General features: G+C 40.7%; 10 protein-coding genes. All 10 read right to left on the bottom strand.

What is annotated here, in order from left to right; translation table 11 throughout:
• The coding region (locus QM857_RS03655) for an alpha-L-fucosidase (protein WP_414275100.1) at positions 1-6,913 on the bottom strand (6,913 nt) is incomplete at its 3' end.
• A 311-nt stretch (positions 6,914-7,224) separates the two neighbouring features.
• On the bottom strand, positions 7,225-8,109 hold the full coding sequence (locus QM857_RS03660) for an ROK family protein (protein WP_178894575.1): 885 nt from the start codon (positions 8,107-8,109) through the stop codon (positions 7,225-7,227).
• Positions 8,110-8,124: 15 nt separating this feature from the next.
• The gene (locus tag QM857_RS03665; RefSeq protein WP_414259700.1) at positions 8,125-9,042 is read right to left on the bottom strand and encodes a dihydrodipicolinate synthase family protein; all 918 of its coding nucleotides are present in this window, start codon (positions 9,040-9,042) and stop codon (positions 8,125-8,127) included.
• Positions 9,043-9,205: 163 nt separating this feature from the next.
• A complete protein-coding gene (locus QM857_RS03670; RefSeq protein WP_414254026.1) occupies positions 9,206-9,856 on the bottom strand; it encodes a DUF624 domain-containing protein in 651 nt (216 codons plus the stop codon).
• A 20-nt stretch (positions 9,857-9,876) separates the two neighbouring features.
• Positions 9,877-10,329, bottom strand: a complete 453-nt coding sequence (locus QM857_RS03675) for a YhcH/YjgK/YiaL family protein (protein ID WP_414254027.1) — start codon at positions 10,327-10,329, stop codon at positions 9,877-9,879.
• Between the two features lie 200 nt (positions 10,330-10,529).
• Complete coding sequence (locus tag QM857_RS03680; protein WP_006153157.1) at positions 10,530-11,369, bottom strand: carbohydrate ABC transporter permease; 840 nt, start codon at positions 11,367-11,369, stop codon at positions 10,530-10,532.
• Positions 11,370-11,385: 16 nt separating this feature from the next.
• Positions 11,386-12,252, bottom strand: a complete 867-nt coding sequence (locus QM857_RS03685) for a carbohydrate ABC transporter permease (RefSeq protein ID WP_053092415.1) — start codon at positions 12,250-12,252, stop codon at positions 11,386-11,388.
• Positions 12,253-12,489: 237 nt separating this feature from the next.
• Positions 12,490-13,806: an ABC transporter substrate-binding protein gene (locus QM857_RS03690; RefSeq protein ID WP_414254028.1), complete on the bottom strand. Its 1,317-nt coding sequence runs from the start codon at positions 13,804-13,806 to the stop codon at positions 12,490-12,492.
• 116 nt (positions 13,807-13,922) lie between these two features.
• On the bottom strand, positions 13,923-14,621 hold the full coding sequence (locus QM857_RS03695) for an N-acetylmannosamine-6-phosphate 2-epimerase (protein WP_414275101.1): 699 nt from the start codon (positions 14,619-14,621) through the stop codon (positions 13,923-13,925).
• 290 nt (positions 14,622-14,911) lie between these two features.
• Entirely contained in the window at positions 14,912-18,403 is a 3,492-nt protein-coding gene (locus QM857_RS03700) for an SIALI-17 repeat-containing surface protein (RefSeq protein ID WP_414275102.1), read from the bottom strand.
• Positions 18,404-18,512 lie beyond the last annotated feature (109 nt).

The raw sequence follows: 18,512 nt of genomic DNA on the forward strand, positions 1-18,512 counted from the left end.
TCAAGATCTTCAATGTGCTATCAGTTGATGGACTTTCTTCCTTAGTTCCAACTTCGACGATGCGGTCTTGAGCTTCCTCACGTTCAACCTTAACAACCTTACGATCGCTGCCGTCAACTTCTACATAAGTCGTTACTTGTCCGTCTTTTCCTTCAGAAACAACTTGTTCCTTACCTTTAGCTAAATCAGCATTCTCACGGCGAACAGTCTTGAAGGCGATTGGTTCTTTCTCTACTTTTAGATTTGGTAGGTTAAAGTCCAAATTCATAACGCCTTCTGATGGCACAGCAGTTCCTTCTTGAGTACCTACTTCAACGATGCGGTCTTGAGCTTCCTCACGTTCAACCTTAACAACCTTACGATCGCTGCCGTCAACTTCTACATAGGTCGTTACTTGTCCGTCTTTTCCTTCAGAAACGACTTGTTCCTTACCTTTAGCTAAGAGAGAATTTTCACGACGAATAGTGTTGAAGGCAATCGGATCTGTCGTTACTTCAAGGCTTGGTTGAGTTGCACTCAATTCTTTAACACCTTCAGTTGGAAGATTTGAATGTTTCACTTCCTCTTCTGGCTTACTTGGTTCTTCTGGTCTTGCAGGCTCTTCTGGCTTACTTGGCTCCTCTGGTCTTGCAGGCTCTTCTGGAGCTGGTTCCTCTTTTGGTGTCGCCTGAAGATTGTTGATAGATGTCAAAGCGTCTTGCAAGGCCTTATCTACTGCATCCTGAGTTTTGGCTTCTTCAATAGCAGCTAAGGCTTGTTCTGCTAGTTCAACTAGTTTCTTCTTAGCTTCCTTGTCATCACCCAACTCAGCTGTTTTACTTTTAATGGCTTCGGACAAGCTTGCCATAGCTTTATCGTAGTCAAGCTTAGGCTCTACTGGTTTGCTTGGTACCTCTGGCTGTGTTGGTTCTTCTGGTTTTGCAGGTTCTTCTGGTTTTGCAGGTTCTTCTGGCTTACTTGGTTCTTCTGGTCTTGCAGGCTCTTCTGGTTTTGCTGGCTCTTCTGGTTTTGCTGGCTCCTCTTTTGGTGTCGCCTGAAGATTGTTGATAGATGTCAAAGCGTCTTGCAAGGCCTTATCTACTGCATCCTGAGTTTTGGCTTCTTCAATAGCAGCTAAGGCTTGTTCTGCTAGTTCAACTAGTTTCTTCTTAGCTTCCTTGTCATCACCTAACTCAGCTGTTTTACTTTTAATGGCTTCGGACAAGCTTGCCATAGCTTTATCGTAGTCAAGCTTAGGCTCTACTGGTTTGCTTGGTACCTCTGGCTGTGTTGGTTCTTCTGGTTTTGCTGGTTCTTCTGGCTTGCTTGGCTCCTCTGGTTTTGCTGGTTCCTCTGGTTGTGTTGGTTCTTCTGGAGCTGGATCCTCTTTTGGAGTTGCTTGAAGCTTATTGATGGATACCAACGCGTCTTGCAAGGCTTTTTCAACAGCATCTTGGGTCTTCGCTTCTTGGATAGCCGCAAGAGCTTGTTCTCCAAGTTCAACAAGTTTTTCCTGAGCAGCTACATCATCGGCAAGTTCTGTTGCTTTTTTCTCAATAGCTTCAGTCAAATCTGCAATTGCCTTATGGTAGTCAACTTTAGACTCTTCTGGTTTTGATGGATCTTCTGGCTGTTTTGGATCTTCTGGAGTTGGTTCCTCTTTTGGAGTCGCTTGAAGCTGATTGATAGATGCCAAAGCTGTTTGCAAGGCCTTATCTACTGCATCCTGAGTCTTAGCTTCTTGGATAGCTGTCAAGGCTTGCTCTGTTAGTGCGACTAGCTTCTTCTTAGCTTCCTTGTCATCACCGAGTTCAGCTGTTTTTCTTTCAATCGCTTCGGTCAGACTTGCCATAGCCTTGTCATAGTTTGGTTCTTCTGGCTGTTTTGGTTCTTCTGGAGCCGGCTCCTCTTTCGGAGTCGCTTGAAGCTCATTGATGGATGCTAAAGCAGCTTGCAAGGCCTTATCTACTGCATCCTGAGTCTTAGCTTCTTGGATGGCTGTCAAGGCTTGCTCTGTTAATGCAACTAGCTTCTTCTTAGCTTCCTTGTCATCACCGAGCTCAGCTGTTTTCCTTTCAATCGCTTCGGTCAGACTTGCCATAGCTTTGTCATAGTTTGGTTCTTCTGGCTGTTCTGGTGTTGGCGTATCATCTTTGCCATAATTTTCTTCCTTATCAAGGATCGTTTGCAAAGCTGTTGCTGTTTTCAGAACTTCTTGTGCATTGGCATCACTTGCTGAAAGTTGCTCAGACAATTTAGCCAAGTTTGACTTGAAGGCTTGACGTGCCTCTGGAGTATTCTTCAAGCTTGTCTGGTCAAACTTAACCAACTCATCCTTCCAGCTCTTCATGGCTTGGATTAACTCTGCTTTGGTATAAAGAGCACTAGCTTCACCATGAGTGATGAACTGGTCAACTTGGATACCAATATTTCTCGTAGTATCATTACGTTTTGGATCCAATTGCAAGGTTACAGCATGCCAACCTTCTTCAAGCCCAGTCAAACGAACGAGAGTCTGACCACCTTGACGGGTAGTAGCTGTACCACTGAAGTACTTCTTGCCGTTGTATTCAGACGCATTCCCTAGACCATCTTGATACTCGACTTTTCTACCGTCTAGCGTTACTCTGTAGATACCATGTCCTGGATCCACATATCCTTTGATCTCAAGACCTGTTCCGTAGAAGTAGGCTGTTACACTAGCATTTTTCTTTTGCTCGTCATTCAATCGACCGAATGATGCCCAAGACTCAGTGTTTTGGTATTTACCTGATGAATTGGTTTCATGGTGCCAACCTGGGCTATAGTCAAGCTGAGTTGCTTGATCGTCATAGCTTGTCTGGTCTTTTTGGAGTAGTTCTGCCTTCATCACTTGAATCGTAGCTTCTGAAGCAAAACCAAGGAGGGCATTATCAGAAACGCTAGTCATTTTCACTTTGAAGTCAAAGATTGAATCAGCTTGCTCTGTAAAGTCAATTGTTGGAATCGTGATTGTTTTCTCAGTTTCACCATCTTGGAAAGTCAAGTCAGCTGTTGTGTCCTTGTACACTTTACCATGAACCCCTGTTCCTGGTTCTGTTACAACATGGACTGTTGCTGTTCCTTTGCTACCACCAACACGCTTAATGGTTACAGTAACCGGTTGACCTTTTTGAACTTCATAAGTTGTTTCTTTCATCTCAAACATACCTTTGCCGGCATTGTTAAGAGTGTAGATACCTTCAGTCGCAATAGGTTTACCAGTCTTGTTAACAAGTTTGATGGTATGTTCACCTGGAGCCAAATCATCTGTTTCATAAACCATCTGGCTACGTTTACGAGATGCATTATTGGTTTGAACGTCTGCAACCTTTTGACCATCCACGTAAACTGACATTTCACCGTGGTTTGGATCCACTGTAGATACTACATATGCTTTTGTTCCAGTGAAACGGTAGGTGACGCTAGCATCTTTTTGGTTTGTCCACATAGATGTTCCGCGGATACCTTCAGATTCGTCATACCAAGTTGTATTTTCTTTATCAGCTGTTGTATTTGAATGGTAATCCAATCCTAGAGGGTAGCCGTCTGTTTTCTCAATACTGCTTGGTGTCTTATAAACAGAGAAGTTTGTCAAAATAGGTGTCGCTTGTGCACCAGTAATGGTCACGCGAATCTTTTGTGCTTCTACTGGTTGACCTTGGATAAGGCGACGATAACCAACAGTTGACCCTTCCCCGTATGGTACCCAACGTCCATTGAGCTCAACTTCAACCTTGAAGCCAGAGATACGTTGACCTTTAGCGATATCTTCTTTGAGTTCGACTACGTCAAAGCGTCTCTTTTGACCAAGATCGACAGTAAATTCACCCGTTTTAGCATCATTTGCTGGTGCCCAGCTGGTATCATCCTTACCATCTGTTAGGTGGCTTGCTTGATACAAGTGATTCTTACGAGTAGAGCTTGCAGTAACTGTTGCACCCTTAGCGAAATCAGTCGCATACATTTGATCCAAGGTTGCTCGGAATTCTTTCAAGCGGGCGACATCTGCATCTGCGAATCTACCTTCTTTATTTGGTGGAATATTGAGTAGAAGTGGCGTTCCACGACCAACAGACTTGAAGTAAATATCCATCAAATCTTTGATTGATTTTGGTTGTTGATTGTCATGGTAGAACCAACCTGAACGGATAGAAACGTCTGCTTCACCAACTGAGTACATATCTCCTTCTGGATCTCCATGATTGAGATAATCATTCTTCACATCGTCGGTGATTTTAGCTTTCTTGACTTTATGCCAAACTGGATCTCCAGCGATCCCACGTTCATTACCAATCCAACGTACGCTTGTCGGTTGAGCAGAGAAGATAGCGATATCCCCTTCAGCTTTCTTGATGTACTCGAACCACTTGTCAAAGGTATAGGTTACTTTTTGAGCTCCACTACCACGCGCACCGTCCATCCATACTTCGATGAATTTACCATTATTCCCGTATTTAGGATTGCCAAGGATTTCCTTGAGTTGGTTAAGGTAGTATTCGTTGTACTCTTTTTCAGTATTCACGTGATAGTTTGGATTATTTGCATCCCATGGTGATAGGTACACACCCATATTCATGTCATACTTAGTTGCTGATTTTGAGATTTCTTCAAGAAGGTCACCCTTACCATTTTTCCATGGACTAGCAGCTACGGTATGTTTTGTATATTGAGAAGGATAGATTACAAATCCATCATGGTGTTTAACAACCATAATTGTTCGTTTGAATCCAGCGTCCTTCAATGTCTTAATCCACTGGTCTGTATCAAGGTTAGTCGGGTTAAAGTTTTGAGGATTTTCTCTACCGTTCCCCCACTCAGAGTTAGTATAGGTATTCATACCATAGTGGATGAAGGCAGCCAATTCTTCTTTATGGTAGTCCAATTGAGCCTTGCTTGGAAGTGGACCGTAAGCAGCAATTTCTGTTTCTTCATCTTTTGGATCAACCACTGGAGTTACAGGAGTTGCTGGTTTTGGATCTTCAATCTTTTCGTATTCAAAAATAACTTCATTCACCCCTTTATGCTTGATAGTTGCTTCTTGACTTGCATTGACTGCACGATAACCTGCAATTTCTTTAGATTGGAATTTATGAACAAAGGAAACATCGTATTCTTTACCTTCGTTATTGTCCACATCTGCAGTCGTCAACTCTTTATCAGAGTCTTTCAGGCGATAGTGAACCTCAAAGGAACCTTTGTTAACTTTATAGACTACTTTAATGACACGAGTTCCTGCAGGAGCCTTGCTCACAACACTATGATCCTCATTCCAAGCGTCTTTCAATTGTTTATTGACTGGAGAATCACCAATTGAAACAATCTCATATTTTTCTTTATTCTTCTTGTAGAAATCTGTTTTTTCAATTTCCGATTTGTAGTTATAATTGAATTGTGCACCAACTTCTGCCCTGTCTACAAAAGTATCGTTTTCTTTGACTGGGTTATCATTTTGGTCCACATGTTCGATAACTACACGGCCGTAGTCAACGCCTTCAACTAGGGTAGCAAGACCGCTATTGTCAAAGGCATACTTGTTTCCACCAATGACAGCTGTGGTATTTCTGAGTAATTGTCCTTTTGAATCAAAGTAATAGCGATTATCGTTATCGCCTTGATACCAGCCTTCTTTGACACCGTATTTTTCAATGATGCCTTTAGCCCAAGCTAGTTGTTCTGGAGATAAGACCAAACCTCCTCCGAAACGATCTTTTTCAGCAATGTTCATATTGTCAACAGTACCACGTTGGTGAATTCCGATGACTTTGCCATCACCGTTGATAATACCGCCACCAGAAAGGCCTGATACAGAAGTCAAACGATAGGTAACACCTACTGTTCCCTTATCATCATATTTTTCAGTACCTTTAACAACACCGTCAGCCTTATACAACTGTCCTGGAACAATCGGCTCCTTCAATTCTGGTGAGCTTGAATCTGTAGGATAACCAATGGTACTAACAGGTTCTCCAGCTTTGTATTCCCGATGCTCTGCCAGAGGAGTGAAGGTTGCGGCCTTATTTGGACTAGCGATTTGAAGTGGAACAGGTGCTACGACCAAGGCTAGGTCATTCTTGTAACCTTCACCAAACTTATCTTTATTCCAAAAATGGATATCCTTTTCCTTGAAAATAACCGTCTTTCCTGAGTTTGGCAAAGATCTTACCTTGGGACTATTTGAACCGACATTGTAGTAGAATTTAGCAGTATCACCACCACGAATAGATCCCGCATTGGTATCCGCATCCTTGACTAAGAAGTTGTGTGCTACTGTCAAGATAATATTTGGTGCAACAAAGATACCAGAGCCAGAATTGAGATAATCCTGCTTCCCACCATTTGCAAGTGGAGAGCTAAAAATGCTATAAACCATAGTCGCAGATGTAGCTGGTTGTCCTTCATAGTCAATATGTTTGAGATCCTGACCACCATTGATAATGGCTCTATTTTCTTTCTCTCCTCCAGTTGCACTTGCTTCTTCAGCTTTTAGAATACTCTTAGTTTCTACTTTCGGGCTATCCTTTTCTGATACAATAGCTGAAGTATCAATTTTATTCACTGGCGTATCAGGATAAGCACGGTCAGGAATTTCTTCTGGAAGTAAATCTCCAGCCTCTTCAGTAGTTTTAGTCTCTTCTGTTACTTTTTCTGTAGCAGGAGATGCTTGTTTAGCAACTTCTTCTTTAACAGGACTCACTACTTCTTTAGTTTCCTTAACTGCTTCCGCTTTTTCTTTATCAACATCGATTACTTCTTTTGCTTGACCTTCTACTTCCAGTTTTGGCTCTGTCACAACTTCGTTAGCGGCAACATTTCCAGATGCAAAAAAAGCCAGTCCAACTGCCACAGAGGCTACACCAACCGTTAGTTTACGAATACTAAATATACGACTTCTTTCAAAAAAATACTGTTTCATCAAATTCTCCTAATGAACAAAAGCAGTCAGCTACTGCAAGAGCCCAGTTTCTCTGGCGACAATTTTATTTCTCAGTACCTACTTTAAAACTCTTCTTCCTCCCACTCTTATCTTCTGTTTAAATTCATTTTAGAAATCGCTTACATTTTTTCTGAATAAAAAAATGACTTGATTTTACAAACGCTTTTTCGAGATTTCTCAGTATAATAAATATACTATATTATTCCAAGAAATGCAAGGGCTTCCAAAGTTTTATTAAAGTTTTACCTAACTTTTTTCCTGCCAAAAAAACCTAAATTGGCAAAGCCAATTTAGGACTGTTTGGTTCTGAAATGATAATATGCTCCGAGCATACCAGCAGTATTCTGATGGTGGGCAAATTCAAGTCGAGTCTTGTCTGCCAAACTTGGAACAAGCGAATCTTTCAAAGCCTTACGGATTTTTGGTTTCAAAATTGCTTCTTGCCCCATAATGCCACCACCAAGGATGACAACTTCTGGATTGGCAACATAACAAATATTTGCGAGACCCTTACCAAGGTAATCCACCATACGGTCAATCCCCTCCATACAGAGTTTATTGCCTTCGGTAGCTTCTTTGAAAATTCTACGACCGTTCCACTGTTCCACTTCATCTCCATGTGCGTCTGCAACATACTTAACAAGAGCTGTCGTAGACGCTAAATCCTGGAAAGCTCCATCCTGCATGTGCAGATAACCAACCTCACAGGCAGAATTACTAAAGCCATGAAAAACTTGGCCATCAATGATTAAGCAACCACCGATACCAGTCCCAATTGTCAAGCAAAGGGTAATACTTGCACCCTTTCCTGAACCAGAGACAGCTTCAGCAAGCCCTGCACAGTTAACATCATTTTCAATTTCACAAGGAATGTTAAAGCTTTCTTCAATTTCCTTTTTAAATTGGGTTCCAGCATAATTTGGAATCTGTGGACCAGCATAGAAAATTTCACCCTTATCAGGATCAACCATTCCCGCTGAGGAAATGGCTACACCTGACACTGGTCCTTTTTCTAGATAGCTAGCTACGATATCTTTTGTTTTCTGTAAGATGTGTGGACCACCCTTATGAGCCTCAGTCGCTACTTCGTTAGACTCTACAAGTTGTCCATCTTGGTCAATTAAACCGTATTTGATATTAGTTCCACCAATATCAATTGCAACGAAATTAGTCATAAAGCCTCCTGTTGATTAGAGGAAACGCTCCTTAGTTTCACGAATCAATTGAGCAGCTGCTTCTACAACTGAACGATCTTCTTCGGTCACTGGTGTAAGTGGAGAACGAACTGATCCGATATTAAGCCCTTCATTGATTTTCAAGACTTCTTTGATAACACCGTACATGTTTCCATGTGCAGCAGTCAATTTACCAATGATAGCGTTGATTGCATATTGCAATTCACGCGCTGTTTCTAGGTCTTTATCTGCAATCAATTGGTTGAGTTTCAAGAAGAGTTCTGGCATAGCACCATAAGTACCACCAATACCAGCTTTAGCACCCATGAGACGACCACCGAGGAATTGTTCATCTGGACCATTAAAGACGATATGATCTTCGCCACCAAGACTAACAAAAGTTTGAATATCTTGAACTGGCATTGAAGAGTTTTTAACACCAATCACACGTGGGTTCTTCAACATTTCTGTGTAAAGACTTGGAGTCAAAGCAACTCCTGCCAATTGAGGAATGTTATAGATAACATAGTCTGTATTTGGTGCTGCTGCACTGATGTCGTTCCAGTATTTTGCTACTGAGTACTCAGGCAAACGGAAGTAAATTGGAGGGATTGTTGCGATAGCATCTACTCCCAAGCTTTCAGCATGGCGAGCAAGTTCGATACTGTCTTTAGTATTGTTACATGCCACGTGAGCAATGATAGTCAACTTGCCTTTAGCTACTGCCATGACTTCTTCCAAAATCAATTTGCGGTCTTCTACGCTTTGGTAGATACATTCACCTGAAGAACCGTTGACATAAAGCCCTTGAACACCTTTATCAATGAAGTATTGCACCAAGGCACGAGTACGTTCTGGGCTAACTTCACCTGCATCATCATAACATGCGTAGAAGGCAGGAATGACACCTTCATATTTTTTTAAATCTGACATAGATTTCTCCTAAGATTTCTTTTTTCTGCTTTGAGCAGTTGATTTTTTACAATTTTAGTATACACCTTGTAAAAAGCGCTTTCAATACATCTCAGCCACTTAGATTTTAATTTCTATTCATCTCCCATAGCTTTTCTTGTTTGAAAGTAGTTTCATATTATTTTCAATCTGCTTGATATTTAGCAAACAATTTTTCCATTAATCCAGCTTGGCAAAAGGCAAGTAGACCAAAGCCAAAGAGTAGAAATGCTGAACCACCAAGCACTAGAGTAAAGCCTGATAGATAGAGAAGCATAATGATTAACAAAATAATCGCAAGCATCAAGAAGAACCAAACGAAGTTAAAACTTACCAAAAGTAAGCCCTTTTGGAGCACTTCTTTCCAAGTTAATTCATAGCGTGCAGCAATTGGATAGCTAGCCAACATAACTAGTGTTAAAAATATAAGAATTCCCAAACAAATAGCTTTAATGAGTTGAAAGGCAACACCAGTTTGACTCCAAAATAGTGATAAGTCAACCACGCTAATCAGAAAAATTCCTAGTTCCAACAAACCTAACTGGAGGCCTAATTTCAAATTTTGCTTAAAAGCTCTCATATACGTTTTAAAAACAGGAACTCGACGACTACCCTTAACTTCGAAGATTGTCTGATAGAGACTGATTTTTGCTACTCCGATTGTCACAATAGGCAAACAAGACACAACAAAGAGTAGGTTCACCGTCACAATATCTAAAACCTTCTCGCAAAAACGCATCAGAAAGTTATCCGTATCGAATGCCGCTTTTATCAATCCAGATCCTTTATGTGCCATTGTTTGCTCCTCCTAACTGACTAATCGATTAAAATTTTAAATAAATATTTGCGAACTGTATCTTCCATACCTGCATAACCGTTAGGCTGATGAGGTTCACCTGGGAAAAAGACTGCAAAATTGTGATAACCCAATAAAAGTGGGTATTGTTCATGACAATGAACAAAGCCGATATCGCTAGCTTCGTCAAAGGCTACAGCCTCGTCTTTTACACGAGAACCGTAACTAGAATATTCATGTCCTTCAACTAACAAATGCAAGTCTGCATAGTTTTTATGGTGCTCAAAGCGATCATTTTCTTCTTTGTTGAGAACATTTTCCTGTACAACTAAGAAGACCTTATCTCCATCAATATCGTATTTACCTAATTCAAAAGTATCTTTACGATGCTCATAGAGATAGTCAATAGCCTTGTCCAGATTTGGGTGAATTCCCTTGTAAAAGCTAATGTTTTTTAAATCATCAAAAATCATAGTAATTTCCTTTACCTGATTGTTACCTTCAGACATAAGATGTCTAGCCAGTAAGTTTATAAGTGTCTAACAAAACTTCGTGAAGCAACCAACTCTCCTCCATTTTGTAGACACTTATATTTCCTGTATTCTCTTAGTCTATCAATTATACTTCTGCATACTGATAAACAGATTGTACTATATTCAATTTTCGCAGAGTATTATCCTTTGACAGCTCCCATAGTAATCCCTTGAGTGAAGGATTTTTGGAAGACAAGGAAGACTGTTACGATTGGCACAGCTGCAAGAGCAGCCCCTGCCATAATTAAACCATAGTTAGTTGCCATCTCGGCCTGCATAGTCGCAACCCCGAGTGAGATAGTCAAGTTTTGACGTGAAGTCAACATTACCAATTGCATGAAGTAGTCATTCCATGTATTGATGAAGGTGAAGATTGCAAGAGCTGCAAATCCTGGTTTCACAATAGGGAAGGCTACGCTCCAGAAAGTACGAATCTCACCACATCCATCGATTTTAGCAGATTCGAGCAATTCTGTTGGAATATTTTCACTGAACTGTTTCATGAGGAAAACCCCAAATGGCCATCCGATCAAAGGCAAGATAACCGCCCAAAGAGTGTCATGGATTCCCATGAAGTTGACGATACGTACCAATGGTACAAGGACAACTTGTTTTGGAAGAGCCATGGCAGCGATAAAGATAGCGAAGAGAATGCGTTGTCCATAGAAACGTTTCTTAGCCAATACATAACCTGCTAGTGAAGAGGTTGCACAAACCAAGAACATTGTTACCAATGAAATGAAGACTGAGTTCCACATCCATTGCAAGGCTGGGTTTTGAACCATCAATTGTTGGAAGTTCTCCATTGTTGGAGCTTTAGGGAACCATTGTGGTGGAATCATAATGGTATCTGGTTGTGATTTGAATGCACCTGTCAAAATCCAGTAGAATGGAAAGATAAACAGTACAGTCAATAAAAGCAAGAAGATAGTTGAAATAACAGTGAAGGCTGTTAAAGGTTTCTTTTGTGTAGATTGCATAGCTGTCTCCTTTCTATTAATATTCTACGTCGTTTCCAAGTACTTTAAATTGAACAAAGCTGACGATAGCGATCATAACTGCCAAGAATACACCAATAGTATTGGCATAACCATACTCAGTCAATTGGAAGGCTTTCTCATATAGGTAGTACATAAGTGTACTTGTTGAGTAGTTTGGACCACCGGAAGTCAAAAGCTGAATCAAAGCGAAACACTGGAATGAGTTGATTGTTGTAATGATTGCGATATAAAGAGTTGTTGGAAGGAGGCTTGGCCATTTAATCTTCCAGAAAACTTGTAACTCAGTAGCTCCGTCGACACGCGCCGCTTCTACAAGTGAGTTATCAATATTACCCATTGCAGCGATGTAAAGGATGATTGGCTGACCAACTGAGGTTGTCAAAAGAATAATCATAATCGCCATCAAAGCCCAGTTTTTATCTCCTAACCAAGAAATGTTTTGGCTAATGATATGGCTTGACTTAAGCACGAAATTCAAAATACCTGATAGAGGATCATAAATCCATTTCCATACAACCGTTACGGCAACACTACCTGTTACAACAGGAAGGAAGAATACGAAACGATAGAAGGATCTAGCAACTGCATTTTGTTGGTAAGTTTGTGATGCCACAAATAGTGAGAAGAGTACAACGACTGGTACAGATCCGATAACTAAGATTACGGTATTAATCAAAGATTTTGTAAAGACAGGGTCTTTAAACATGCGGATGTAGTTGTCAAGTCCCACAAACTCAAAGCTAGTCATCGAGTAGTTAAAGAAACTAGTGATGAATCCCATGATCATTGGAGCTAGGACAAAGACGGTAAAGAAGATTAATACTGGTGCTAAGAAGGCATAAGAAACAATTGTTTCTCTCATGCGAATTTTATTGACTTTCACAGTCGGCACCTCACTTTCAAATAGTTTTTGTTTTTTTGATTGTTGTCTGACATTGATGTAAAATCAAAATGAAATTTTTTCCAAGAAAAGCCTATGTAAGAACTTCATTTTAATTTTGACCTGTCAGTTCCTTACATTTTTCAAACAAAACTCCCCCTTTTCGTACACAGATGTGCACAGGGAAAAGGGGGGATTTTACTTTTTATTTAGGGCTTATTATTTAGCTGCTTTTTTGATTGTTTCATTCGCTTTTTCAGTGAATGTTTTCAAAGCTGCAGCAGGTTCTTCGTCACCATTAGATACTGATTGAAGCATTGGGAACCATAGAGTTCTCATTTCAGCAAATCCGTCGATTGTGTTGTAGTATGGAGAGTAGTATTGAGTCCAACCACTGATAGTTTCCATACGTTTATCGTCGTAAAGTTTACCAAATGAAGTACGAACTGGGAAGGCACCTGTACGAACTACGTCTTTAGGACCCCACTCTTTATCATCAGCGATGAATTGGATGAATTTCTTAGCAGCAGCAACTTTCTTTTCATCTTTGTTGTTAAATACTGCAAATCCGTTTACAAGGTATTCAAGAGCTGGTTTGCCAGAATCAGATGGGAATGGAACTTCTACCACTTCAACTTTACTTGCTTCCAACAATTTAGCTTGGATACCGTTTTGAGCTGGTGCCCAAAGGATTGTGTATGATGTTTGACCGTTTGCAAAGTTTTGGATGTCTGCTCCACCGTCAAATTGTGAACCGTTGTTCAACAAACCATCTTTAATCCAGCTAGTTGCTTTTTCAAGACCTTTGACGAACTTAGGATCGTCAGTTGTGTATTTAGTAACTTCTTTGTCTGTTACAGAACCGCCGTAAAGGTTAGCGATGAAGGCACGTGTTCCTTGGTCTCCCCCTTGACCAGAACTGAACAATGAACCTGGAGTGTATCCTTTGTCTTTAAGTGCTTTCAAGACTTTTTCAAAATCATCAGTTGTCCAACCTTCTTTAACAAGGTTAGCTACACCAGCATCTTCCAACATTTTCTTGTTCATAGCCATGTAGAATGGTGCAGAACTGATTGGATACATGTATGCTTTATCACCAGCCTTACTTGCTTGAATGATGTTTTCATTGTTAACATCTTTAACAAATTCATCTGTAAAGAGGTCATTCAATTCAGCTAATTTACCATTTTTACCGTAATTAATGATACGACCTGGTGCATCGAAAAGTACATCTGGAGCAGTTCCAGCTTCAATAGCTGTCGTAATTTTTTCTGGACCAGATTTGAAGTCGATTGTTTCTAGTTTAACTTTGATATCTGGGTTTGCTTTTTCGAAAGCTTCGATGATAGATTTTTCATAAGTTCCTACACCGTCACCAGATTTTTCTTGAGTGAAGACTGGGAAAGCCCACCAAGTGATTTCAGTTTGTCCTGCATCACTTGCAGCGTCTTTTTTAGCGTCTGATTTGCCACAAGCAGCAAGAGATAGGACAGCAGCACCCGCAAGTACTGTACAAGCTAGTTTTCTAAATTTCATTAGTATTCTCCTAAATGATGATAAGCGTATCCGAAACGGATAATGAGCATTGACAACTTTGTATACGTTTACATTTTGTTTTACTAATCAACCACTCTCCTCGTGTTTTAATTGTCTTATTTGAGACCCGCAACAAATCGTTCCGTTATCTCTTTTGGTCTAGTAATAGCGCCACCAACTACAATGCCTCGCACTCCGTAACCTAGGATTTGCTTAGCCTGTTCTGGTGTGTGAATCTTACCTTCTGCGATGACGTCTACTCCTGCATCACAAAGTTTCTTAATCAATTCAAAGTCTGGACCATCCACTTTCGGGCTATAAGATGTGTAGCCTGACAAGGTTGTTCCAACAAAGTCAATTCCTGCTTCAACTGCTGTTAGTCCTTCTTCAAAGGTACTTGTGTCAGCCATCAAGAGTTGGTCTGGATATTTTTCTTTGATTTGACGGATAAATTCTTGAATCTCTAGGCCATCATGGCGTTCTCTCTTTGTACAATCTAGAGCGATTACCTCAATATCTAGAGCTGCTAGTTCATCAACTTCTTTCATAGTAGCTGTGATGAATGGTTCCTGTGGCGGATAATCACGTTTGATAATTCCGATAATCGGAAGATTTGTGACCTCTTTGATTTCCTTAATATCCCGAACACTATTTGCTCGGATACCGACTGCTCCACCTTGCTCAGCCGCTTTGACTAGCAAGGGCATTACACCCCCCGCTTCTGTATAAAGCGGTTCGTGAGGAAGTGCCTGACAAGAAACGATGATTCCATCTTTAATCTGCTCAATCAAGGCTTCTTTACTGATCTGTGGCATCCACTTTCCTCCTTTTCTTTTTTCTTATGAGCCTATTATATATCATTTTTAAAGCGCTTTCAATAACTTGTACTAGAATAGATTGAAGTTTCAAAACAATTTTATGAAACAGAATCTCCTGAAAGTAGTTTCAGGGAGAAATACCTGAGTTTGAATCGCCTTCCATCCACTTATCCCCACTAGAATCTTCGCTTTCTGCAAATAAAGAGCCTGTAACGAATGAACGTTACAGACCCTTCTAATATAAGTCTAAACCTTTTTATAGAGACTTTTTAGATTCAATGTTGCCATTAATCTTCTTTTTTCTTAGCCATTCCAAACAAGCCGAGAAGTATTCCAACCATTCCTACAGATACTAGAGGAGTAGAAACCTCACTTCCTGTTGCTGGGAGGGTTGGTTGTTGTGGTTGAGCTGCTGGAGCTTGATATGTCTTATCTTGCTGTGCCACTAGAGTTACAAGCGGTTTTTCTTCAACCTTATATTCCGGAAGTTCATTCTTGGCTGCTTCGACTGCATTGACTCCGCCTGTGAATTCTGGAAGTTCATGCTTAAGGGCTTGAACTGCATTTGCTCCACCTGCAAATTCTGGAAGCTCATTTTTGAGCGCTTCAACTGCGTTTACTCCGCCTGTGAATTCTGGAAGCTCATGAACTGCAGCTTCGACTGCATTGACACCACCTGTGAATTCTGGGATTTCCACCGTTGGTGCTGCTTCGTCGCCTACTGTTGCGCTAGGAGCAGAGTATTCAGGGAGCTCAGATTCAGATGATGCTTCACCATTTACGTCACCTTCAAACTCAGGGACTTCTACTGTTGGTGCTGCTTCATCGCCTACTGTTCCAATAGCTTCAGTGTACTCAGGGAGCTCTGTTACAGTCGCTTCGTCGCCATTGACGCCACCTGTGAATTCTGGAATTTCTACTGTTGGTGCTACTTCATCACCTGCAGTTCCAATAGCTTCAGTGTACTCAGGAAGTTCTGTTACAGCTGCTTCGTCGCCATTGACACCACCTGTAAATTCTGGGACTTCATGGATTGCCGGTTCGTCACCATTAAAACCATTCGTAAGTTTAGTACCTACCACAGATACTGGCAAGTTATGCATACTTTCAATTGCACCCGCTTCAATAGCTGTAACTTTTTGACCGATATCTTCAGGAGCTATTGTAAATAGGAGAGTCTTCGTATCATACTGAGTCATGAAGGTTGCAGTCTTACCATTAGCTAATTTGAGAGTTGGAGCTTGATTTACCAAGACTTCTGAATCAAATTCCATAGCAATAATGCCTGGCCATTTTTCCATAGCCGTTGTAACTTTCACCTCTTTAGAAGCAAGTCTCTCTTTAGTTAGATAATCCCAGTTGAATTTCTTGAAGGATAGAGTATAAGGATTGCCACCCGCTTCATGATGTTCATACAAGAGACCAAATTCTTTTGGTCCAATTTGTTGAAGTGAGTTATAAGCATACTCACCTTCTTGAATCAAATGATGGTGTAACCAAGTCAACTCGCCATCTTCTTCTACGCGAGCCACTCGAATGTAGCCATTCTTACGACCTGGTCCATTAGCATTTGCTAGAAGGATATACTCTTTACCATCTTGAACCGTATGAGTCGCCGCCATTTGAACATAAACATCAGGTACATCATAGCGTGCTACATTGTTGTCCCATGTAATACCACCATCATTACTTGTCGCAACTTGCAAATCACCAGTCAAACCACGCATAAAGAGTTTCAACTGACCATTGTTCAATTGAACAACAGAAGATTCTGTATTTTGAGCGTAGTAATTGTTCATGTTGCTTGAATCAACTACTGTTCCATCATGAAGTGTACGGTTGTCATTGACACCGCCACCCATATGCCAAGTCTTACCATGATCATCTGAATAGATGATGCGAGATGATTGAGATCCGTTGAGGTGGTTAGTTCTGTTAGTCGTATAGACAGGGACAACAATCCGACCTTTATGAGGTCCATTCTGGAGGGTAATTCCCACTCCAGGTCCCACACCTAAGAATTTCATCCAATCAGCTTTGACCATTGGAGTAATATCTTGTGGTGCAGACCAAGTCTTACCATCATCATCACTATAAGACATCCATAGGTAGCTGTCTTTAGCAATTCTAAATGGAGAAGTTTTATTGCTTGTAAAGTAGATATTTCCTAGTAGTTGCTCACCTTGATAAAGATCGCCTTTATCACTATAAGCAGGTTTGACAGGATTTACAACAACACGGTAATCCGTTGCCTGACCATCTGGTGTGTAGACAACACCATTTTCACGAATAGTATAGGCTCCATTTTCTCCTTCACGGTATAGAATTTGATACGTTTTTCCATCAATTTCCTTATAGGCAACTTCTCTTTCAGAAGACATTCCGAAGATTCCTTTACCTTCTGGGAACATATCGTAAACTGAGAAGATTCGTTTAGTTTCCGTATCTTGGACCAGAACCATATCGATGTTTACTGGTGAACCAATGTTTGGATCCTTGGCTTTTGGATTGTCACGTAGATTTGTAAGAGTGATGCGATCGCCCCATGTTTGGCCCTTGTCTTCACTTCGTTTAACGACCATACCGATATCACCCCAGTCATAGTGGTGTAAGCGGCGTTCGTCAGCACCAGCAATCAAAGTTCCCTTGTCAGTCTTAAGGAGGGCTGGAATACGATAGCTATTAATACCATCTGGATTTGACTGCCCATTTGTACCCGCTGTAAAGACATCTGTTTTTTTAGAAATCTCAGCCCCTTCTGGAAGTTCTTGCTTCAAGTCTCCTCTTTCAAATAATTGACTTCGTGTTCGAACTTCATCTTGTGTTAAGGCGCGGTCATAGACTGTTAAATTACGAACTTGTAGATTTGAGCCCCAAACTGTCTTACTTCCTCGTTTGGTTGCTCCGATTTGAACGTGGTTAACATCTGGCATATCTTTGATGAATTTCCCAGATTTTAGACTTGTTCTAGACAAGACACCATTTACATATAGACGAACTCTTCCAGTAGGGACTTCAGTTGTTGGTTTTTCCACAGTAAAGGTAACTGAATTCCACTGACCTGGGCGAACCTTTAATGGCGCATCGGTGTATTTATCATAGAATTGCGCACCATTTGCATCACGACCTTCGATAAGGGCTGTATTATCAAAGACTGACATAGTGAAGTACTCATTTTCCTTGGTATCACTTGATACAGAGAAAAGATTGTAAAAACGTGGTGCCGATGCATCTGGTTTGAACTCCATATGCACTGTTGCATCTTGAAGTTTCTTTAGTTTCTCTAAGTCACTTGTAAGATCATCTCGCTGATTATTAGCTGCATTAATGACAAGGTCATTTTTTTCTACGACAGTATTAACATTTTCCAATTCTCTTGAGTAATAATCACGAGCGATAGCTTCTTGTTTCTCAGTTTCTTCTGTCTTATCAGTTTCTGCTGCTGGAGTTTCAGTTTCTGTTGGTTTTTCAGTTTCTGCTGGTTTTTCAGAACCTGGATTTGCTTGTAGCTCCTCACGGTTAACTTCTGTTCCTTTGTCCGTCGCTGCTGCCAACTTATCAGCAAGTTCCTTATCTATGTTAGCCAGATTTCCTGATTCTACTTCTTTTGGCAATTCTGGCAAAGCTTGTCCAGCTGTTTCACCACTGGTTGCTGGAGCTTCTTGAGCTAAAACTGGCGACGCACCAAAAACAACTGCCCCAATGACTACTGATGCAGCTCCTACTGTAAATTTTCTAATTCCAAAACGTTGTTTCCGTTCAAAATCTCTCTTTGTCATATATTTCCTTCCATTTTTCACAAAAATAAAGCGCTTTCTTTTTTGCTTAAAAATTTTAGCCCCTAGGACTTTGAGCAAGAAAGAAACTGTATTATTGATGGGTTTCCCC

It is taken from the genome of Streptococcus infantis, assembly GCF_047463315.1.
GTDB lineage: Bacteria > Bacillota > Bacilli > Lactobacillales > Streptococcaceae > Streptococcus > Streptococcus infantis_AB.